This window comes from Roseateles sp. P5_E8 (assembly GCF_054177665.1).
In genome coordinates, this window is record NZ_JBGCUM010000010.1 from 72,218 (window position 1) to 90,786 (window position 18,569).

General features: G+C 69.0%; 18 protein-coding genes. 13 read left to right on the plus strand and 5 right to left on the minus strand.

The window, feature by feature from the left end:
- Nucleotides 1-27: 27 nt before the first annotated feature.
- Nucleotides 28-618, minus strand: a complete 591-nt coding sequence (locus ACXRVZ_RS08435; RefSeq protein ID WP_457423780.1) for a 1-acyl-sn-glycerol-3-phosphate acyltransferase — start codon at nt 616-618, stop codon at nt 28-30.
- Between the two features lie 123 nt (nt 619-741).
- On the opposite strand from ACXRVZ_RS08435, the gene ACXRVZ_RS08440 reads away from it, so the two are divergent.
- Nucleotides 742-2,412, plus strand: a complete 1,671-nt coding sequence (locus ACXRVZ_RS08440) for a serine hydrolase domain-containing protein (protein WP_457423778.1) — start codon at nt 742-744, stop codon at nt 2,410-2,412.
- 3 nt (nt 2,413-2,415) lie between these two features.
- Here the strand turns inward: ACXRVZ_RS08440 and ACXRVZ_RS08445 are convergent, their stop codons facing one another.
- Entirely contained in the window at nt 2,416-2,694 is a 279-nt protein-coding gene (locus ACXRVZ_RS08445) for a 2Fe-2S iron-sulfur cluster-binding protein (protein WP_457423776.1), read from the minus strand.
- Here ACXRVZ_RS08445 and ACXRVZ_RS08450 point away from each other — a divergent pair.
- From ACXRVZ_RS08450 to ACXRVZ_RS08460, 3 genes are read left to right on the plus strand one after another with little or no spacing between them, the layout of a single operon-like run.
- Nucleotides 2,688-3,203: a YgjP-like metallopeptidase domain-containing protein gene (locus ACXRVZ_RS08450; RefSeq protein WP_457423774.1), complete on the plus strand. Its 516-nt coding sequence runs from the start codon at nt 2,688-2,690 to the stop codon at nt 3,201-3,203. The two genes, ACXRVZ_RS08445 and ACXRVZ_RS08450, sit on opposite strands and share 7 nt — an antisense overlap.
- Nucleotides 3,200-4,126: a tRNA dihydrouridine synthase gene (locus ACXRVZ_RS08455; protein WP_457423772.1), complete on the plus strand. Its 927-nt coding sequence runs from the start codon at nt 3,200-3,202 to the stop codon at nt 4,124-4,126. Before ACXRVZ_RS08450 ends, ACXRVZ_RS08455 begins: the two co-directional genes overlap by 4 nt.
- Before the next feature lie 14 nt (nt 4,127-4,140).
- The gene (locus tag ACXRVZ_RS08460) at nt 4,141-4,626 is read left to right on the plus strand and encodes a nuclear transport factor 2 family protein (RefSeq protein ID WP_457423770.1); all 486 of its coding nucleotides are present in this window, start codon (nt 4,141-4,143) and stop codon (nt 4,624-4,626) included.
- A 59-nt stretch (nt 4,627-4,685) separates the two neighbouring features.
- Here the strand turns inward: ACXRVZ_RS08460 and ACXRVZ_RS08465 are convergent, their stop codons facing one another.
- On the minus strand, nt 4,686-5,345 hold the full coding sequence (locus tag ACXRVZ_RS08465) for a peroxiredoxin (RefSeq protein ID WP_457423768.1): 660 nt from the start codon (nt 5,343-5,345) through the stop codon (nt 4,686-4,688).
- Between the two features lie 129 nt (nt 5,346-5,474).
- Between ACXRVZ_RS08465 and ACXRVZ_RS08470 the strand changes: the two genes are divergently transcribed.
- Genes ACXRVZ_RS08470 through ACXRVZ_RS08480 form a run of 3 tightly spaced genes read left to right on the plus strand, consistent with a single transcriptional unit; the run spans nt 5,475 to nt 8,922 of the window.
- On the plus strand, nt 5,475-7,679 hold the full coding sequence (locus ACXRVZ_RS08470; protein ID WP_457423766.1) for an alpha/beta fold hydrolase: 2,205 nt from the start codon (nt 5,475-5,477) through the stop codon (nt 7,677-7,679).
- 8 nt (nt 7,680-7,687) lie between these two features.
- Nucleotides 7,688-8,566, plus strand: a complete 879-nt coding sequence (locus tag ACXRVZ_RS08475) for a hypothetical protein (RefSeq protein ID WP_457423764.1) — start codon at nt 7,688-7,690, stop codon at nt 8,564-8,566.
- On the plus strand, nt 8,563-8,922 hold the full coding sequence (locus ACXRVZ_RS08480; RefSeq protein ID WP_457423762.1) for a translation initiation factor Sui1: 360 nt from the start codon (nt 8,563-8,565) through the stop codon (nt 8,920-8,922). The genes ACXRVZ_RS08475 and ACXRVZ_RS08480 overlap by 4 nt, the downstream gene beginning before the upstream one ends.
- A gap of 227 nt (nt 8,923-9,149) precedes the next feature.
- Here ACXRVZ_RS08480 and ACXRVZ_RS08485 read toward each other — a convergent pair whose 3' ends face one another.
- Entirely contained in the window at nt 9,150-9,656 is a 507-nt protein-coding gene (locus ACXRVZ_RS08485; RefSeq protein WP_457424381.1) for a hypothetical protein, read from the minus strand.
- A 133-nt stretch (nt 9,657-9,789) separates the two neighbouring features.
- On the opposite strand from ACXRVZ_RS08485, the gene dbpA reads away from it, so the two are divergent.
- The 6 genes from dbpA (at nt 9,790) to ACXRVZ_RS08515 (ending at nt 16,768) form a co-directional block, all read left to right on the plus strand.
- Complete coding sequence (gene dbpA / locus ACXRVZ_RS08490) at nt 9,790-11,187, plus strand: ATP-dependent RNA helicase DbpA (RefSeq protein WP_457424379.1); 1,398 nt, start codon at nt 9,790-9,792, stop codon at nt 11,185-11,187.
- 228 nt (nt 11,188-11,415) lie between these two features.
- Nucleotides 11,416-13,542: a dockerin type I domain-containing protein gene (locus tag ACXRVZ_RS08495; protein ID WP_457424377.1), complete on the plus strand. Its 2,127-nt coding sequence runs from the start codon at nt 11,416-11,418 to the stop codon at nt 13,540-13,542.
- Between the two features lie 23 nt (nt 13,543-13,565).
- On the plus strand, nt 13,566-14,117 hold the full coding sequence (locus ACXRVZ_RS08500) for a cohesin domain-containing protein (RefSeq protein ID WP_457424375.1): 552 nt from the start codon (nt 13,566-13,568) through the stop codon (nt 14,115-14,117).
- A gap of 320 nt (nt 14,118-14,437) precedes the next feature.
- Nucleotides 14,438-15,247 (plus strand): hypothetical protein, encoded by an 810-nt coding sequence (locus ACXRVZ_RS08505; RefSeq protein WP_457424373.1) that lies wholly within the window; start codon nt 14,438-14,440, stop codon nt 15,245-15,247.
- 35 nt (nt 15,248-15,282) lie between these two features.
- Nucleotides 15,283-16,176 carry a hypothetical protein gene (locus ACXRVZ_RS08510; protein ID WP_457424371.1) on the plus strand — a complete coding sequence of 298 codons (894 nt, stop codon included), beginning with the start codon at nt 15,283-15,285 and terminating at the stop codon, nt 16,174-16,176.
- A 382-nt stretch (nt 16,177-16,558) separates the two neighbouring features.
- Nucleotides 16,559-16,768, plus strand: coding sequence for a hypothetical protein (locus ACXRVZ_RS08515; protein WP_457424369.1), 210 nt, complete (start codon nt 16,559-16,561; stop codon nt 16,766-16,768).
- On the opposite strand, the gene ACXRVZ_RS08520 is transcribed toward ACXRVZ_RS08515, so the two are convergent.
- Nucleotides 16,769-18,538 (minus strand): glutamine--tRNA ligase/YqeY domain fusion protein, encoded by a 1,770-nt coding sequence (locus tag ACXRVZ_RS08520; protein WP_457424367.1) that lies wholly within the window; start codon nt 18,536-18,538, stop codon nt 16,769-16,771.
- Nucleotides 18,539-18,569 lie beyond the last annotated feature (31 nt).

Sequence of the window (18,569 nt, forward strand, 5' to 3'; positions counted from 1 at the left end):
CGAGGCGAGACCGGACGAGGGGCTCGTCTACTCATGCGTGAACTGGTCTGAGTTCTTGCCCTTGAACTGGGCGTAGTAGCGCTTGATCTCGGCCATGTCGGCTTCGATGTCACCGGTGGGTCTGAACAGCGGCCCCAGGCCAACGAGTTTGCGTGGGTAGTCCATGTGGGCCATGACGATGGGCAGCTCGGCGGTCACGGCAATCCAGTAGAAGCCGGTCTTCCAGTAGATGGTCTTGCTGCGCGTGCCCTCGGGCGGCACGATGAGCTGCACCGGGCCGTCGGCGGCCTTCAAGGCCTCGGCCGACGCGGCCACCAGGTTGCTGGACTTGCTGCGGTCCACCGGGATGCCGCCCAGCCAGCGCATCAGGCCGCCGAACGGGAAGCGGAAGATCGACGACTTGCCTATCCAGTAGGGCGTCAGGCGCAGCGCGAACGAGGCGAACAGCGTGTAAGGCAGGTCCCAGTTGCTGGTGTGCGGCGCGGCGATGAGGACGCTCTTGCGCGCCTCGGACGGCAACTCACCCTGCACCGTCCAGCCGGCGAGCTTCAGCCAGGCGATGGACAGGCCCCGCAGCAAGGTGCTGACCCCCGGGGTCGTGAAGATGGTGCGGTGCATGCACCGAATTATCCCGGCCTCCTGCGGCTCATGCCCTGAATCGCGCAGCCTGTCACAGCCGCGTTTGTCACGGCGCAAGACTGCGGCGATGCTGCGCGCTCCCGCAACCCCAGCCACCCCGCCATGCGCAACCCACAGATCTCCGTCGCCGTCCTGCTGTCGCTGCTGCTCGGCGCGGCCCAGGCCGCCACGCCGGCCACGCCCGCCGCGATGGCGGCCTATGCCGATCAGTTGCTCGACGCGCAGAAGATCGCCCGCGACGGCCCGGGCATCACGGTGCTCGTCGCGCGTGGCGACCAGCTGCTCTACAAGGGCGCGCGGGGCGCGGCCAGCATCGAGCTGGGCGTTCCCATGCAGCCCGACCACCTGCTGCGCATCGGCTCCGTCACCAAGCAGTTCGCCGCTGCCACGCTGCTCAGGCAGATCGACGAGGGCAAGGCGAAGTTCGATGACCCGCTGTCCAAGTTTCTGCCCGACTATCCCAACGGCGCCAACATCACGCTGCTGCAACTGCTCAACCACACCTCGGGCGTGAAGAGCTACACCGGCATCGCCGGCTATATGGTCAACCCCATCCGGCGTGACCTGACAACGGCCGAGCTGATCAAGGAGTTCAAGGACCTGCCGGCGGACTTTGCGCCGGGCGAGAAGTGGGCCTACAACAACTCCGGCTATGTGCTGCTCGGCGCCGTCGTCGAGGCCATCTCGGGCAAGAGCTGGCACCAGACGCTGGACGAAGCGTTGCTCAAGCCCGCGCAGATCACCAGCGTGCACTTCGAGGCTGGCGACCAGCTCTTCAAGGGCATGGCGCGGGGCTACACGCTGAACGGCCAGGGGCAGGTCGCGCCGGCTGGCCTGCTCAGCATGACGCAGCCGCACGCGGCCGGCGCGCTGATCGGCAACGCCGAGGGCCTGTGGCGCTGGAACCAGGCCCTGCACGGCGGCAAGCTCATCAGCAAGGCCAGCTACGAGCGCATGACCACGCCCGAAGGCCCGGCCAAGCCGCGCAACTACGGCTTCGGCATCGGCACCGGGAGCTTGCGCGACCAGGCGCTGCTGTCGCATGGCGGCGGCATCCACGGCTTCACGTCGCTGCTGAGCTATCTGCCGAAAAGCCAGACCACCGTCGTCATCCTGCGCAACAGCGACAGCCCCGGTTTCAACATGGACCTCGTGTCGCGCAAGCTGGCGGCCTTCGCCATCGGCGAGCCCTTTGCAGATAGCAAGCCCGTGGCCGTGCCGGCCGAGCAGCTCAAGGCGGCCGAGGGCGTCTATGCCCGCGAGGACAAGCAGACGCGCACGCTGCGCGTGAAGGACGGCGTGCTGCAGAGCCAGCGCAGCGGCAGCGGCATTGCCACGCTGGTGCCGCTGGGCCAGGACCGCTTCGCCTTCGCGGATTCCGTCAACGAGCTGCACCTGGAACGCGACGGCAGCGGCAAGGTCGTCGCGCTGCGTGTCTTCAACAACGGCGAGAAGGCCGGCGAGCGCTGGACGCTCAGCGGCGAGCTGCCGCCCGAGCGCGCCTTCCTCACGCTGAGCGCGGCGCAGATGGAGGCCCTGGTGGGCGAATACAGCGCGCCGCAGTTCTCCATCAAGGTCTTCATCGACGACAAGGGCCGGCTGCTGGGTCAGGCCCCGGGCCAGCCGAGCTTCGAGTTGATGGCCAGCACGCCGCGCCAGATGCACATACCGCAAGTGGGCGCCCAGCTCGACTTCAGCGCGGGAGAGGGCAAGGCCACCTCGGTCACGCTGACGCAGGGCGGGCAGACGCTGTTGATGCCGCGCAAGCCTTGAGGTTCAGTCCCGCCGCAGCGTCACATCGCTGCGCGGCTCGGCCACGCAGGGCAGGATCAGTCCCTCGGCCTTCTCCTCGGCGGAGAGACCGGGCCAGGGGATACGGTGCTCGATGCGGCCGTCCACAAGACGGCTGATGCAGGTGCGGCAAGTGCCGTTGCGGCAGGACCAGGGGAGGGCAAGGCCGGCGGCCAGCGCAGCCAGCAGCAGGGGTTGGTCCGGCGCACAGTCGAAAATGGCGCCCTGCGGCTCCAGCCGCACCTTGAATATCTCCGATGACATCGCCCCATCTTGCCAGCCCTGCCGCCCGCTACCTTGCTGGCTACCCGCCCGAACTGATCGCCCAGGCCGAGACGCTGCGCAGCGAAGGCCGCCTGGCCGCCCACCTCGCGCGCCGCTTGCCGGAGCGCCACGAAGTGCGCAGTGACTCTGCCTTGTTTGCCTACGTGCAGGACATGAAGGCCCGCCACCTGCGCAACGCCGAGCCGCTGAACTTTGTCGGCTACGACGCCAAGCTGCGCGTGCTGCAGCACGCCCTGGGCACGCACACCCGCCGCACCCAGGTGCAGGGCAGCAAGTTGAAGATGCGCCGCGAGATCCGCGTGGCCACGCTGTTCAAGGACGCCCCGGCCGCGCTGCTGCGCATGATCGTCGTGCACGAGCTGGCCCACCTGCGTGAGCTGGAGCACAACAAGCCCTTCTACAAGCTCTGCCAGCACATGGAGCCGGACTACTTCCAGCTGGAGTTCGATCTGCGCCTATACCTGATGCAGCAAGAGGAATCGAAATGATCCTCCTGGCTCCCATGGAGGGCCTGCTCGACCACATCCTGCGCGACGTGCTGACCCGCGTCGGCGGCGTGGACCGCTGTGTCAGCGAGTTCATCCGCGTGACCGACCAGCTCCTGCCTAACCGCGTTTTCACGCGCATCGTGCCTGAGCTGCTGAACGGTGGCCGCACGGCCGCGGGCGTGCCGGTTCATCCGCAGCTGCTGGGCTCGGACGTGACCTGCCTGGCCGAAAACGCCGCTCGCCTGGCCGAGCTCAAGCCCGAGGGCATAGACCTCAACTTCGGCTGCCCCGCCAAGTGCGTGAACCGTCACCGTGGCGGCGCGGTGCTGCTGGACGAACCCGAGCTCATCCACGAGATCGTCGCCGCCGTGCGCCGCGCGGTGCCGGCCGACGTGATGGTGTCCGCCAAGATGCGCCTGGGCTTCATGGACGACAGCAGGACGCTGGACGTCGCCCACGCCATCCATGCGGCCGGCGCGCAGGAGATCGTCGTCCACGCCCGCACCAAGGCCGATGGCTACAAGCCGCCGGCCTACTGGGAGCGCATCGCCGCCGTGCGTGAGGCCGTGCCCATCACCGTCATCGCCAACGGCGAGATCTGGACCGTGGAGCACGCCGAGCTGGCGCGCGAGCGCAGCGGCTGCGAGCACCTGATGCTGGGCCGCGGCATGGTGGCCGACCCCGGGCTGGCGCTGCGTATCGCCGGCCAGCGCGACACGCAAGCGCCGTGGGCCGAGCTGCTGCCGCTGATGCGGGTCTTCTTCGACCAGGTCCGCGGCCACGTCGCCGCCAAGCACCAGGGCGGCCGGCTCAAGCAATGGCTGTTCTACCTGAAGCGCGCCTACCCCGAGGCCGAGGCGGCCTACGCCGAGCTGCGCACCGTGAACGATGCCGACGAGCTCGCCCGACGGCTCTGCCATTGAAAGAGAACCTCGCCATGGTTTCCCTCTCCAAAATCCTTGCGCTGGCGCTCGGTGGCTCACTGGGCACGACCGCGTTCTGCCAGACGATCCACCCCAGCATCCCCGACGCCGAGCTGCCGGCGATCGTCGCCAAGCTGGATCAGCAGCATTTCGACGCCTTCAACCACTGCGACACGGCCACGCTGCTTGCGCTGTACGCACCGGACGTGGAGTTCTTCCACGACCTGACCGGCCGCATCCTGAACCGCGAGCAGTTCATCCAGGCTGTGCAGAAGAACATCTGCGGCAAGGTGCAGCGCCGCTTGGTCGAAGGCGCGATGGAGGTCTACCCGATGGCCAAGATCGGTGCCATCCAGCTGGGCCGGCACTGCTTCCTCGAAGCCGGCAAGACGGACTGCATCCAGCAAGCCCGTTACTACATCCTGTGGCGCTTTGACGGCAGCACCTGGCAGATCGCCAAGGTGTTCAGTTACGACCACCGGCCCATGACTGCCCCCTGAGCTTCAGGCGGCCGGCCGACGCCGCCCTTGCGGACAGGCCGGCGCCTACAGCCTCAAGATCAGCCCGGCTGCTTCGTGATCCGCAGATAAGGCTTGGGCGCCTTCCAGCCCGCCGGGAACAGCGTCTTGGCGTCTTCATCCGACACCGAGCCGGCAATGATCACGTCCTCGCCCTGCTTCCAGTTCGCCGGCGTGGCGACCTTGTGCTTGGCGGTCAGCTGCAGGCTGTCCAGCACGCGCACGATCTCTTCGAAGTTGCGGCCCGTCGTCATCGGATAGGTCAGGATCAGCTTGATGCGCTTGTCCGGGCCGACGATGAAGACCGAGCGCACGGTGGCGTTGGTCGCGGCCGTGCGGCCTTCGGACGTGCCTTCCACTTCGGCCGGCAGCATGTTGTAGAGCTTGGCGACGTTCAGGTCGCTGTCGCCGATCAGCGGGTACTTGGGCAGGTGGCCTTGCGTCTCCTCGATGTCGGCGGCCCAGCGGTGGTGGTTGTCCACGGGGTCGACCGACAGGCCGATGAGCTTGGCGTTGCGCTTGGTGAACTCGGGCTCGATCTTGGCCAGGTAGCCCAGCTCGGTCGTGCACACCGGCGTGAAGTCCTTGGGGTGCGAGAACAGCACGACCCACTTATCGCCAATGAAGTCGTGGAACTTGATCTCGCCCTGGGTGGTCTGGGCGGTGAAGTCGGGGGCGATGTCGTTGATGCGCAGGGACATGGTGGTTCTCCAACGGAAGGGGGCGGGGCGTGAATGATAGGAAGGAAGCAAGTGCCTGTTCCGCATGTGCTTGTTCGAAAGCCGTCTATGGCCGCGGACGCGGCTAGCATGCCGCCGATGAAGATCCTCATGACCCTGCTGACCAGCGCCTGCGTCACAAGCGCCGCCCTGGCCCAGCCCCCCAATCCCAATCTCCTCACCCTCGAACGCCTCACCGCCGACCCGCCGCTGGCCGGCCGCCTGCCACGCCAGGCGGAGGTCTCGCCCGGCGGGCAGTGGGTCAGCTTCCTGCGGCCTTCGCAGGCCGACAGCGAGGTGCTGGAGCTGTGGGCCCAGCCCAGCTCGGGTGGTGAGCCGCGCAAGCTGGTCGCCGCAGCCGACCTGCTTGGCGGCGCCGAACAGAAGCTCAGCGAGGCCGAGAAGATGGCGCTGGAGCGGCAGCGCATCAGCCAGCGCGGCATTACCGGCTACCAGTGGTGCGGCAGCGACGACGGCGCGCTGCTGTTCCCGCTGTCGGGCGACCTCTACCTGGTGCGACTGACGGCCGCCGGCCCGCAGGCGCAGAAGCTGGCGCTGGAGCCCGGCGCGCCCAAGCTGGAGCCGCGCTGCGCACCGGACGGAAAGAGCCTGGCCTATGTGCAGGGCGGCAACCTCTTCATGCTGCCGCTGGCGGCAGGCGCCGTGCCGCGCCAGCTCACCCAGGACGGCAGCGACACGCTGACCTGGGGCCAGGCCGAGTTCATCGCCGCCGAGGAACTGGCGCGCCAGCGCGGCTACTGGTGGAGCAAGGACGGCAAGTCCCTGCTGGCCCTGCGCGTGGACGAGGCCGGTGTGGCGCTCAAGACGCGGGCGCAGATCTTTGCCGACCGCACCGAGCTGACCCAGCAGCGCTACCCCGCGGCCGGCGAGGCCAACGCCAAAGTCACGGCCTTCGCCATCGACGTGGCCAACGGCCAGCGCCGCGAGCTGGCCTTGCCCAAGACGGCGGAGTACATCGCCCGTGCCGGCTGGTTTGCCGACGGCACGCCCTGGCTGCAATGGTTCACACGCGACCAGACGCGGCTGACGCTGACCGAATTCAAGGGTGCGCCGCGCGACATCACCGTCGAGACCGACACCGCCTGGGTCGAGGCCCACGACGACCTCATCGAGACGCCGCGCGGCCTGCTCTGGTCCAGCGAGGCTTCGGGCCGCCGCCAGCTGCTGCTCATCGACCGCACCAGCGGCGCGCGCACGCCGCTGACGCAGGCCGCCGAGCCGGCCGCGCACGCCATCTGCGCCAACGCGCAACACCTCGTCTTCGCGGCTTATGGCGACCGCGGCAAGGGCCAGGAGATCTACGTGATGCCGCTGGCCGGCGGCAAGGCCCAGCCCCTGGCCGGCGCCGGCAACCGCCAGTGGCGCGACGCCAAGGCCGACGCCGGCTGCGGCCGCCTGCTCGTCACCCGCTCGGCCTGGGGCGCGCCGCCGCGGCTGGAGCTGCGCAACCCGGGCCAGGACACCGTCATCGCGCTGGCCGGCGACGCGCCCGACCCGGCGCTGCGCCAGTTCAGCAACACGCCGCTGGCACTGGACCTGAGCGCCGCCGACGGCCGCACGCCGCTGAACGCCTTCTTCTTCGCCGCCCAGGACGGCCGCCCGGGCAAGCACCCCGTCATCGTCATGGCCTACGGCGGCCCCGGCGCCGCGACGGTGCACTGGGGTTGGGGCAAGGACATGCCGCTGATCGCCTACTGGCAGCAGCGCGGCTACGGTGTGCTGATGCTGGACACGCGCGGCATGCAGCACCGCGACCGCGAGTTCACGCGCGCTCACCGGCAGGCCTTCGGCAAGGTGGAAGTGGCCGACCTCTTTGCCGCCGTGCGCGAGCTGCCCAGCCGCGTGCCCTGCGTGGACGCCGCGCGCATCGGCTTCTTCGGCTGGAGCTACGGCGGCTACCTGGGCGCCCGCGCCGTGTTGGATGCCGACACGCCGTTTGCCGCCGCGGTGGCCGTGGCGCCGGTGACCGACTGGACGCTCTACGACACCGCCTACACGGAGCGCTATCTCGGCCAGCCCGAGGCCGGCAAGGCGGCGACCTACGCCAGCGCCAACCTGTCGTCGCGCGCCGCGCTGCTGGCCAGACCGCTGCTGCTGGTGCACGGCACCGCCGACGACAACGTGCTGTTCGAGCACACGCTGCGCCTCGTCGAGGCGCTGCAGACCGCCGGCAAGACCTTCGACCTGCAGATCTACCCCGGCAAGGCCCATGGCATCGCCGGCCGCGCGGCGCGGCTGCACCTGTACCGCACGATGGATGCCTTCTTCGAGCGCCACCTGACCCCCGGCCGTTGAGCCGAGCCATGCCCAGCCGCCGCCAGCTGCTGACTGCCACGCTCGCACCGCTGGCCGGGCCCGTGCTGGCCGCGCCCGAGATGGTGGTCACGCTGCGTGCACCCGATGGCGGTGGCGACCCGCGCAAAGAGCTCATAGGCGCCATCGCCCGGCTGGCCCTGGAACGCACGCGCGACAGCCACGGCGCCTACCTGCTGGCGCTTTCGGCGCGCATGAACAATCGTCGCGCCCTGCTGACTGCGGCGCGCAATGAAGTCGCCAATCTGCTGCTGCCCGCGTCGCCCGATGTGGGCCGCGCGGCCGGGCTGGCGGCGGTGCCCTTCCCCATCCACCTGGGCCTGCATGGCTACCGGGTCTGCTTCGTCAATGCGGCCCGGCAGGAGGCATTGCGCGCCGTGCGCAGCCTGGCCGACCTCAAGCCCTTCGTGCATGTGCAGGGCAAGGACTGGTCCGACGTGACCGTGCTGCGGGCCAACGGCTTGCGGGTCGAAGAAATAGTCAGCTACCCGGCCATGTTCCAGATGGTGTCGCTGGGGCGCGCGGACCTGTTCTGCCGCAGCATCCTAGAAGCCGGCCCCGAACTGGCCCAGAACGCCGGCCTGCCGGGCCTGGTGCTGGACGACAGCCTGCTGCTGGCCTACGACATGCCGGGCTACTTCCACACCCACCCGTCCAACACCGCGCTGATCGAGCGCATGACCACGGGGCTCAGGCGCGCCCATGCCGACGGCAGCCTGCAGGCCCTGCTGCGCCAATACATACAGCCGCATGTGGACCGGTTGCGCCTGGAGCGGCGGCGCGTCATCCGCCTTGCGTCGCCGCCGGGCTGGCCGGCACCCGGCGAGCCGCGGATGGCGCTTGATCTACTGTTGAGGAGTCTGCGATGAGCGGCACCCGTCTCGTCTATTCGACCGATGTCGGCCGCGTCTGTGCGGCCTGCGGCCAAGCCCTTGCGCAATGCGTGTGCAAGGCCAACGCCCGGCTCAGGCCCCCTGGCGACGGCATCGTGCGCGTTCGCCGCGAGACGGCCGGCCGCAAGGGCAAGGGCGTCACGGCCATCCACGGCCTGCCGCTTGACGACGCGGCGCTGACCGTGCTGGCCAAACAGCTCAAGGCTCAGTGCGGCAGCGGCGGCACGGCCAAGGACGGCGTCATCGAGATCCAGGGCGACCACCTGGAGAAGGTGATGGCCTGGCTGCAGGCCCGGCCCGAAGGCTGGACGGTCAAGCGCGCCGGCGGCTGAGCTCGCATTACGGGCCGAGCGCCGGGCCGCTCCCAAGCCGGCCCCAATGGCGATGTGCTCGCGGCCCAATGCCGCGAGCATCGCCGCCCCCTCGGGGGCTGAGGCCGGACACGACAAGTCCTGTGGACTTGTCGTGCCTGCCGAAGGGCTGCGGCACTGCCGCAGCGCGGTCTGCAAGACCGACCAGACTCGCTCGCGTTCAGCGATGCGCGACTGGGCGGGGGGCTTCAGTTCGGCGGGAGCCCCTGCCGCGCGCGCTCACGCGCCATGTAGTTGTTGTGCGCCTGGTCGCGCTCGCGCTGCACGCGGGCGTCGCGGGTTTCCCAGTCGCCGCAGCTGAAGAACGAGCCGCCGAACAGCCAGCTCGTGATGCTGGAGTCGTCCACCGCGCGCGCATCGCCGCCGGTGCAGATCATGGCGGCCTTGGAGCTGCTCTGCTCGGCCAGCGCCTCCTGCACGAGCATGGAGCGCGACATCAGCACCGTGGCCGGCATGGCCACGGCCAGCAGCACGCCGCCGATGACGACGCCCTTGGCCCAGCGCGGTAGGCCGTCTTGCGCCCTGGCTGCGCCCTGCGCGCGCGGGCCTGCCGCCGGCCGCGCCCTGGCAGCGGCGGGGGCTGCCGTGCGCGCCGCCTGCGGGCGGCCCGATCCGCTCTCCAGCACCCTGGGCCGCGCCGAGGTCGGCGGGTCAATGGGCTGGGTGGCAGGGAAGGAGCGTGTGACGGTAGGCATGGCGTTAGGTGGGGGTTTTGAAGCCCGGCGCAAATGCTAGTCAGCGAGGCTGCGCCGGGTCGTGACCAAATGCAAAGCTCGACCGCTTGTCGCGCCGAAACGAGCAGGAAGTCACAACCTCGACAATCACGTCATGACCGATATCGCTTTTTCCACACTGCCGCTGAGCCCCGCCATGCTGGCCAACCTCGACCAGCTCGGCTACACGCAGATGACGCCCATCCAGGCCGCCAGCCTGCCGCTGGCCCTCGCGGGCCGCGATGTCATCGGCGAGGCCCAGACCGGCTCGGGCAAGACGGCCGCCTTCGCGCTGGCCTTGCTGCACCGGCTGGACGCCGCCCAGACGCGCGTGCAGGCCCTGGTGCTGTGCCCCACGCGCGAGCTGGCCGACCAGGTCACCCAGGAGATCCGCCGCCTCGCCCGCGCGGCCGACAACATCAAGGTGCTGGCCCTGTGCGGCGGCTCACCCATGAAGCCGCAGATCGAGAGCCTGTCCTTCGGCGCCCACATCGTGGTGGGCACGCCCGGCCGCCTCATCGACCACCTGGAGCGCGACACGCTGGATCTCTCCGCGCTGAACACGCTGGTGCTGGACGAGGCCGACCGCATGCTGGACATGGGCTTCCTGGACGACATCAAGGCGATTGCCAAGCGTGCGCCGGCCAAGCGCCAGACGCTGCTGTTCTCGGCCACCTTCCCCGAGGGCGTGACCGAGATCGCCGCCAAGTTCATGCGCGACCCGCAGTCGGTGAAGGTGGCGGGCTCGACCAGCGCCGCTTCGTCGACCATCCGCCAGATCGCCTTCGAGGTGGGCGAGAGCGAGCGCCTGGACGCCGTGCCGCGCCTGCTGCGCGCCTTCCGGCCCGAGTCGGCCATCGCCTTCTGCAACACCAAGCAGCAGTGCCGCGACCTTGAGGCGGTGCTGGCCGCCCAGGGCTTCATCGCCCTGGCCCTGCACGGTGACCTGGAGCAGCGTGACCGCGACCAGGTGCTGATCCAGTTCGCCAACCGTAGCGCCTCGGTGCTGGTGGCCACGGACGTGGCCGCGCGCGGCCTGGACATCGCCAACCTGGCCTGCGTCATCAACGTCGACATCAGCGCCGACGTGGAACAGCACGTCCACCGCATCGGCCGCACCGGCCGCGCCGGCGCCGATGGCCTGGCGCTCAGCCTGGCCAGCCTGGACGAAATGGGCCGCATCGGCCGCATCGAGCAGCTGCAGGGCGAGGCCTTCGTCTGGCAGCCGCTGGACGGCCTGAGCGATGCGCCCGGCGGCCCGCTGCTGCCGGCCATGGACACGCTGCAGATCCTCGGCGGGCGCAAGGAGAAGATCCGCCCCGGCGACATCCTCGGCGCGCTGACCGGCGAGGCCGGGTTTGCGGGCGCGCAGATCGGCAAGATCAATGTCACTGACTTCCACAGTTATGTGGCGGTGCAGCGCAACATCGCGGCGGAGGCGGTCAAGCGCCTGTCGGCCGGCAAGCTCAAGGGCCGCAAGGTGAAGGTGCGGCGGCTGGTGGATCTGGAGTGACGTTCGACTGAGGGGTCGTCAAGCTGGCCTGCGCGCGCGGGGGGCGAGATACCGGGGAGGGCCGCGGACTGCCTGCTCCGTGATGCTGCTGGCGTCGCGGGCGGCGGCACACCCATCCGAACGGATGGGCCGCAGGCATCCTTTTGTCGGCTGGGCGGGTGGAGCGGCGATTCCTAGACTGCGACACAGCAAGGTCTCACACCGAACGACGCTTGCGGAGGAGTCTTCATGTCAACCACCCGCTCATCTCTTGTCGCGCGGCGCATGGCCACCAGGCTTGCGCAGGCGTTGCTGTTCAGCCCGTTGCTCGCCGCGGCCCACGATGACGGCGCCTATTGGCACGACTCGGGGCCGGCGGGCAACAACCCCCAGTGGATGCTGACGATCAGCCCGACCAAGACGCTGCCGAACCTGTCGCTGCCGGGTACGCACGACAGCGGCACCTACCGGGGCGTCGGCGGCCCGAGCGCGCGCACGCAGACGATGACCATCCGCGAGCAGCTGGTCTCGGGCATCCGCTGGCTGGACATCCGCCTGCGTTGGTACGACCCCTCCGCCTTGCGCAAATGCAACGACAACTACGTGTCGCCGAACTGCGAGATGCTGGTGTTCCACACCATCTCCAACCAGAGCGTGCAGTTCGAGCGCGACGTGCTGCAGCCGGTTGTCTCCTTCCTCAAGGACAACCCGTCCGAGCTGGTGATGATGCGCCTCGCCAAGGAGAACGACGACCTCGGGGATTGCGATTGCAATCCCGCCAAGCCACTCAAGGCGCTGTTCGAGAAGCCCGCGGTGATCAACGGCGTGACGACGGCGCAGAAGTATGGCGACTGGCTGTTGACCGCCCAGTGCCCCGATCCCGAACAACTGGTGCTGGGCCCGGTACGGCCGCTGAATGCGACGCCGGACCCGAAGTCCTGCAATGCGCGCGGCAAGCTGCTGGTCATTGACCAGTACCTGGGCGGCCAGATCCCGGACTACCACTACAGGTTGCAGTACGACACCGAGCACGGCAGCGGTCCCTACCTGAGCCCCGGCTATGGTCCCTTGAACGTCGTCGGGCAGTTCTACGACAACCTCTGGCTGCCGGTGAAGGCCCACCTCGCCATCGCCAATGCGCTCCCGGCTCTGCCGGGTTTCCTCTACAACTCCGGCCTCTCTGCCAACGGGCCTTCGTTCCCGTTCTTCTTCGCCAGCGGGCACACCACCGAAGCCACCGATGCGCCACGCCTGTCCACCGGGCTGGTCCAGGGCATCAGCGCCAGCAGTTCCACCTGGCCCGACTTCCCGCGCACGGCCTGCCTCGGCAGCGTGTGCACGATCTCGTACGAGGGCATGAACACGCTGGTCGCCGACCACCTGATGCTTCCACCGTTCCACCTGCCCAACAGCCGAGTCGGCATCGTGAATGCCGACTTCCCCGGGGACCGGCTCATCAAGGCCATCGCCAGCGTGAATGCGGGCGTCACATTCAACCGCCCGAACTTCGCGTACACCCTCAAGACGACGACTGGCCGGCCCTACCAGCCCGGCACGTGGACGAACGAGCCGGTGGCGGTCACCCCCGTGTGCACCACGATCTGCACCGGCGACCGCGCCTTCGTGACCGAGGACACGCCCGATGGCTTCACCTACACCGTGACCGGTGGCGGGCAGACCGCGCGCATCGCGGCCAGTCCGGTGCGCATCGACACCACACGCCCGACCGTCGTTGCCGCCGCCACCACGCCGCCGCTGGGCAACGGCTGGTACACCGGCGACGTGACCGTGCACTTCACGTGCGCCGACACCGGCGGCTCGGGCGTGACCATTTGCCCGGCGGACCAGCTGCTCTCGAAGGAGCGTACGGTGTCGTCGACTGCCCAGTTCGCGCTGGACAACGCAGGCAACAAGAGCAACCCGAGCAACGTCGTCACCGTCAACATCGACAAGACGCCGCCATCGGTCACCTACCGCGGCAACCTGGGCTCATACGCACCGGGCCAGACCATCGACATCCGCTGCGAGGCGGTGGACGGGCAATCGGGCGTCGCGTCGACCACCTGTGCCGACATCCGCGGCCCGGCGTCGTCTTTCGGCGTCGGCACGCACAGCTTCAGCGCTCGCGCCACCGACCTCGTCGGCCGCATGGCGACCGCTGCCACCAGCTTCACGGTGGTGGCGCTGCCGGGCGACGTCACGGCCGATGGCGTCATCGACTGCCGCGACCTGGCGCTGGTGAAGGCTTCGTTCGGCAAGCGCGTCGGCATGGCTGGCTTCGACGCCCGCGGCGACACCAACGGCGACGGCGTCGTCGATATCAGGGACCTGTCGTTCGTTGCGCAGAAGCTGCCCGCCGGCAGCACCTGCCAGTGACGGCCCCATCAAGGAGAGAAATCATGAAGTTCGGATTCCTGTGCGCCTGCCTGTTCGTCGGCCTTGTCGCCCCTGCGGCGGCGACCACGCTGTCCATAGTCGCCGCGCCGGCCTCGGTGAAGGCGGGCGAGACGTTTGCGGTGGATGTGGTCGTGACCGACGCGAAGGACCTCTACGGCTTCCAGTTCGACCTGGTCTTCGCAGTGCCCGTGCTGGAGGCGCACGAGGTCGTCGACGGCGGTTTCCTGGCCGCCGGCGGGGCGCTGACCTCCTTCTTCCCCGGGTTAGTCGACGGCGGCGAGGGCAGCGTGTCATTCGTTGCGAACACGCGCCTGGGCCCTGGCGGCGGCGCGAGCGGCGACGGCGTGCTTGCGCGGCTGTCGTTCCTGGCACTGACCCCCGGGGAGGGAACTCTGCTGCTGCGCAACGTGGTGCTGCTGGACTCCGCCCTGGCCGAGACGAGCGCGACGTTCGCTGGCGCGTCGATCAGCGTCACCGCCGTGCCGGAGCCCGCATCGGTCGCGATGCTTTTGGCCGGGCTTGTGGTGATGGCCGCGCGGCGCCAGCGCGCCTGATGACCAGCCGCGTATGGCCCGCTCGACGCGCCCGTGAAAGCGCCTGTCGGCCGGCAAGCTCAAGGGCCGCGAGGTCAAAGTGAGAAGGCTGACCGACCTGACGCAGGACTGATTCCGAACGCCGAATCCGCACGCCGTCTGCGCGCGGCAAGCCCATAGAATTGCCGCAACAAAGGAGTCCGGGTCTGCAGCAGACGGCGTTGGCCGCGCGATGACGGAGGCACCCGGCAACGGCAGTGATCGAGCGACGTTTGCTTCTTGGGGCTGGAGGCTGCCTGCTGGCAGGCGTCTGGCAGCCTGCCCAGGCAAGCCTGCTGACGGTGACCCTGCGCGCGCCCGACACGGCGTCTGACCATCGCAGCGCCTATGTGCGCCAGGCCGTCGATCTCGCTTTGAAGAAGACGGTCGCCAGCCACGGCCCCTACCAGATCAAGATCACGCCGCCGATGAACAAGCGGCGCGCGCTGCTCGTCGCCGGGCAGCAGACCTACCCCAACCTGGTCGTGACGACGGCGCCCGCCGCCGGGCGTGGTGCCGGCCTCGCACCGGTGCTGTTCCCCATCTACATGGGCAGCAACGGCTACCGCGTCTGCTTCGTCAACGCGGAGCGGCAGGCCGCCGTGCGCCAGATCAGCGACCTCGGTGCGCTGGCGCAACTGGAGCATGTGCAGGGCAAGGGTTGGCCTGACGTTGGCGTGCTGCGTGCCAATGGCCAGCGTGTCACCGAGGTGGTCAGTTACTCGGCCATGTTCCATCTGGTGGCCCTGGGCCGGGCCGACCTGTTCTGCCGCAGCGTCATGGAAGCCAGCCACGAAGCCGCCGCCCACGCCAACGTCAAGGGACTGGCCCTGGACGACAGCTTCCTGCTGCGCTACACGCTGCCGCAATACCTCTACACGCACCCCGACAACCGCGTGGCGATGGAGCGCGTGGCGCTGGGCCTGCGCCTGGCCTTTGCGGACGGGTCGCTGCTGGCCTTGCTGCACCGGCATGTGCGGCCATCGCTGCAAGGCCTGGGTCTGGCCAGGCGGCGCGTGTTCACGCTCAAGAGCCCGGAGGACTCGCCCGAGATGGACGACCGGCCTTTCCAGCTGGACCTGCTGCAATTGCAGCCCTTGCCGCGCCCCTGACCGCGGGCAGGGGTCAATCCGGTCCTGCCTCACCCATGTTGCACAGACGCCGCCTGTTGAAGGGAATGCCCGCGCTGCTGATGGCGGGAGACGCCTCGGCGCAGGAGCTGGTCGTCACGCTGCGCGCACCTGACAGCGACGCGGACATGCGCAACGCCTATGTCCGCGACGCCGTGCAGCTGGCGCTGGACAAGACCCGTGGCAGCGACGGCCCCTACCGGCTGGAGAAGTCGACGGCGATGAACAAGAGCCGCGCGCTGCTGGAGGCGGCCCGCGGCGCGGTGCCCAACTACCTCATCGTGACCAGCCCGGAGGCGGGCCGCGCGGCAGGGCTGGTGCCGGTGCTGTTCCCCATCCACCTGGGCGTCAACCGCTACCGCGTCTGCTTCGTGCATGCGCCCCGACAGGCCGCCGTGCACGCGGCTGTGCGCGCGGCCGACAGCCTGGCCGCCGTGGCCGCGCTGCGCCATGTGCAGGGGCGCGACTGGGCCGACGTGGCCGTCATGCGCGCCAACGGCTTCAGGGTGGCCGAGGTGAGCACCTACGAGGCCATGTTCGAGCTGGTGGCCGTGGGCCGGGCCGACCTGTTCTGCCGCAGCGTGCAGGAGATCGGCCATGAGATCCAGGCGCATCTGGGCGTCAAGGGCCTGGCCGTGGACGACAGCCTGCTGCTGTCCTACGACCTGCCGCAATACCTCTACACGCATGCCGACAACCGCATGGCCATCGCACGGGTCGAGCGCGGCCTGCGCCTGGCCTTTGCCGACGGTTCGCTGCAGGCCCTGCTGCGCCGCTATCTGCAGCCCTCGCTGGCCCTGCTGAACCTGCCGCGCCGCAAACTCTTCACGCTGCAGAGCCCCAGGCCCGAACGCGTCGAGATGAACGACCGGCCATTCCAGATCGACCTGCTGCGGCCGTCGGGCCGCTAGGAGCCTGCGCGGCAGTGGGCATAGCCCGCGTTGAGCCTGGCAAGGGTGCAGGCAAGGCGCGAGGAGGCCGCGGGCTCGTGTCCGCAACGACGAGCAACGCTGCATGCGCCCTTGCCAGGCTCAACCCGCAGGGCCGGGGCGATTTGCGGGGCCATTCGGCGTTGCCGGCTCGTTGTGGGTCTCGACCCACGCCTCGCCGTCGCCTTGCCTGGCCCCGCAACTCGCCCCGGCGCGGGCTATGCCCACTGCCGCGCAGGCTCCTAGGTCTGTGACATCTTGGCGCGCAGGGCACCCACTGCAGGGGGTGGCGGCCTGAGCCGCGACGTATGCACGCGCGGCGGGCCGATGCGGCGCCTAGTCTGGAATCAAGACGAGGTGCCCCATGAACTCACGCCCCATGCCCCTGATGACCGATGACTACGAGCTGCGCTTCGAGTCCCTGTTCCAGACCGGCCGCGCCTTGGCCTTCCCGTGCGACGCCTGCGGTGGTGTGCGGCTGGACTCGCTGAGCGACAAGGCGCTGCAGAACTACCTGTTTGCCCGCGCCGTTGTGGGCCGCGATTACGCCAGCCCGACGGTCCGCCGCGTCTGACTACTTCGTGAAGCTGTCTTTCAACCCGGTGATCTTGTTGAACACCGGCTTGTCCGCCTGATGGTCCACCCGGTCGGTCACGAAATAGCCGTGACGTTCGAATTGCCAGCGCTGGTCTGCCGCGGCGTCGGCCAGTGAGGGCTCGACAAAGCCCTGCACGACCCGCAGCGAGTTGGGGTTCAGGAACTCGACGAAGTCGCGGCCGCCGGCATCGGGCTGGGCCTCGGCGAACAGGCGCTCGTACAGGCGCACCTCGGCGGCGACGGCTTCGTGGGCGCCGACCCAGCCGATGGTGCCCTTGACCTTGACCGCATCCGCACCCGGCGTGCCGCTCTTGGTGTCGGGAACGAGGGTGGCCAGCGCAGCGGTGACCTTGCCGTCGGCATCCTTCTCGGCGCCGGTGCACTCGATGATGTAGCCGGCCTTCAGGCGCACCTTGTTGCCAGGGAACAGTCGGAAGTAGCCCTTGGGCGGCACTTCGACAAAGTCCTCGGCTTCGATCCACAGCTCGGGGCCGAGCGAGAACTTGCGCAGGCCCAGCTCCGGCTTGTGCGGATGGGCTGAGGTTTCGCAGGGCTCGCGGTGGTCGGTAGAACCAAAGACCTCGGCGTAGTTCGTCAGCTTGAGCTTGAGGGGCTGCAGCACGGCAAAGGCGCGCGGCGCCTGCGGCTCCAGGTCGGCGCGCAGGGCCTGGTCGAGCACGGTGTCGTCGATCCAGGCGTTCTGCTTGCTGGCGCCGGTGGCTTCCACCATCGCGCGCACGCTGGCCGGCGTGAAGCCGCGGCGGCGCAGGCCCACCAGCGTCGGCATGCGCGGGTCGTCCCAGCCGCTGACGTGGTTCTCTTCCACCAACTGGCGCAGCTTGCGCTTGCTCGTGACGACGTAGTTCAGGTTCAGGCGGCCGAACTCGATCTGCTGCGGCAGCGGCCGGGCCAGCAGGCCCAGGTCGGCGAGCTGGTTCAACAGCCAGTCGTAGAACGGGCGCTGGTCTTCGAACTCCAGCGTGCAGATGCTGTGCGTGATGCGCTCCAGCGCGTCCTCGATGGGGTGGGCGTAGGTGTACATCGGGTAGATGCACCACTTGTTGCCGGTCGCGTGATGCTCCGCATGCTTGATGCGGTAAAGCGTCGGGTCGCGCAGGTTGATGTTGGGCGAGGCCATGTCGATCTTGGCACGCAGCACCATGGCGCCGTCAGGATGCTGGCCGTCGCGCATCTCGCGGAACCGGATCAGGTTCTCTGCCGACGTGCGGCTGCGGAAGGGGCTGTTGACGCCCGGCCGGCCGAAGTCGCCGCGGTTGGCGCGCATGTCCTCGGCGCTCTGCTCGTCCACATAGGCGTGGCCGGCGTTGATGAGGGCCTCGGCAGCGGCGTACATGAAGTCGAAGTAGCTGCTGGCCTCGAACAGGTTGTCGCCCCAACTCCAGCCCAGCCACTGCACCATTTCCTTGATGGCGTTGACGTATTCCAGCTCCTCCTTCTCGGGGTTGGTGTCGTCGAAGCGCAGGTGGCAGGCACCGCCGTAGTCGCGCGCCAGGCCGAAGTTCAGGCAGATGCTCTTGGCGTGGCCGATGTGCAGATAGCCGTTGGGCTCGGGCGGGAAGCGGGTGCGGATGCGCGCCTCGTCCAGCGGGCCGGCGGCGTGGTGGGCGGCATCGCCCGGCGTGCCGCCAAAACGGCGGCCGCTGAAGGCGCCAGATTCGAGGTCTTGCTCGATGCGCTGGCGCAGGAAGTTCGTCGCGGGGGCAGCGGGTGCGGCGGGGTTGCTCATCGTCGGCTCTGGAAATGGAAGCGGGCCGTGT

Excerpts from the sequence above, each read along its gene's own strand:
- ACXRVZ_RS08460 (WP_457423770.1), top strand. The coding sequence starts at position 4,141 with ATGGTTTCCCTCTCCAAAATCCTTGCGCTGGCGCTCGGTGGCTCACTG.
- ACXRVZ_RS08495 (WP_457424377.1), top strand. The coding sequence starts at position 11,416 with ATGTCAACCACCCGCTCATCTCTTGTCGCGCGGCGCATGGCCACCAGG.
- ACXRVZ_RS08480 (WP_457423762.1), top strand. The coding sequence starts at position 8,563 with ATGAGCGGCACCCGTCTCGTCTATTCGACCGATGTCGGCCGCGTCTGT.
- ACXRVZ_RS08455 (WP_457423772.1), top strand. The coding sequence starts at position 3,200 with ATGATCCTCCTGGCTCCCATGGAGGGCCTGCTCGACCACATCCTGCGC.
- ACXRVZ_RS08450 (WP_457423774.1), top strand. The coding sequence starts at position 2,688 with ATGACATCGCCCCATCTTGCCAGCCCTGCCGCCCGCTACCTTGCTGGC.
- ACXRVZ_RS08445 (WP_457423776.1), bottom strand. The coding sequence starts at position 2,694 with ATGTCATCGGAGATATTCAAGGTGCGGCTGGAGCCGCAGGGCGCCATT.
- ACXRVZ_RS08520 (WP_457424367.1), bottom strand. The coding sequence starts at position 18,538 with ATGAGCAACCCCGCCGCACCCGCTGCCCCCGCGACGAACTTCCTGCGC.
- ACXRVZ_RS08465 (WP_457423768.1), bottom strand. The coding sequence starts at position 5,345 with ATGTCCCTGCGCATCAACGACATCGCCCCCGACTTCACCGCCCAGACC.
- ACXRVZ_RS08515 (WP_457424369.1), top strand. The coding sequence starts at position 16,559 with ATGAACTCACGCCCCATGCCCCTGATGACCGATGACTACGAGCTGCGC.
- ACXRVZ_RS08470 (WP_457423766.1), top strand. The coding sequence starts at position 5,475 with ATGACCCTGCTGACCAGCGCCTGCGTCACAAGCGCCGCCCTGGCCCAG.
- ACXRVZ_RS08500 (WP_457424375.1), top strand. The coding sequence starts at position 13,566 with ATGAAGTTCGGATTCCTGTGCGCCTGCCTGTTCGTCGGCCTTGTCGCC.
- ACXRVZ_RS08475 (WP_457423764.1), top strand. The coding sequence starts at position 7,688 with ATGCCCAGCCGCCGCCAGCTGCTGACTGCCACGCTCGCACCGCTGGCC.
- ACXRVZ_RS08510 (WP_457424371.1), top strand. The coding sequence starts at position 15,283 with ATGTTGCACAGACGCCGCCTGTTGAAGGGAATGCCCGCGCTGCTGATG.
- dbpA (WP_457424379.1), top strand. The coding sequence starts at position 9,790 with ATGACCGATATCGCTTTTTCCACACTGCCGCTGAGCCCCGCCATGCTG.
- ACXRVZ_RS08440 (WP_457423778.1), top strand. The coding sequence starts at position 742 with ATGCGCAACCCACAGATCTCCGTCGCCGTCCTGCTGTCGCTGCTGCTC.
- ACXRVZ_RS08435 (WP_457423780.1), bottom strand. The coding sequence starts at position 618 with ATGCACCGCACCATCTTCACGACCCCGGGGGTCAGCACCTTGCTGCGG.
- ACXRVZ_RS08485 (WP_457424381.1), bottom strand. The coding sequence starts at position 9,656 with ATGCCTACCGTCACACGCTCCTTCCCTGCCACCCAGCCCATTGACCCG.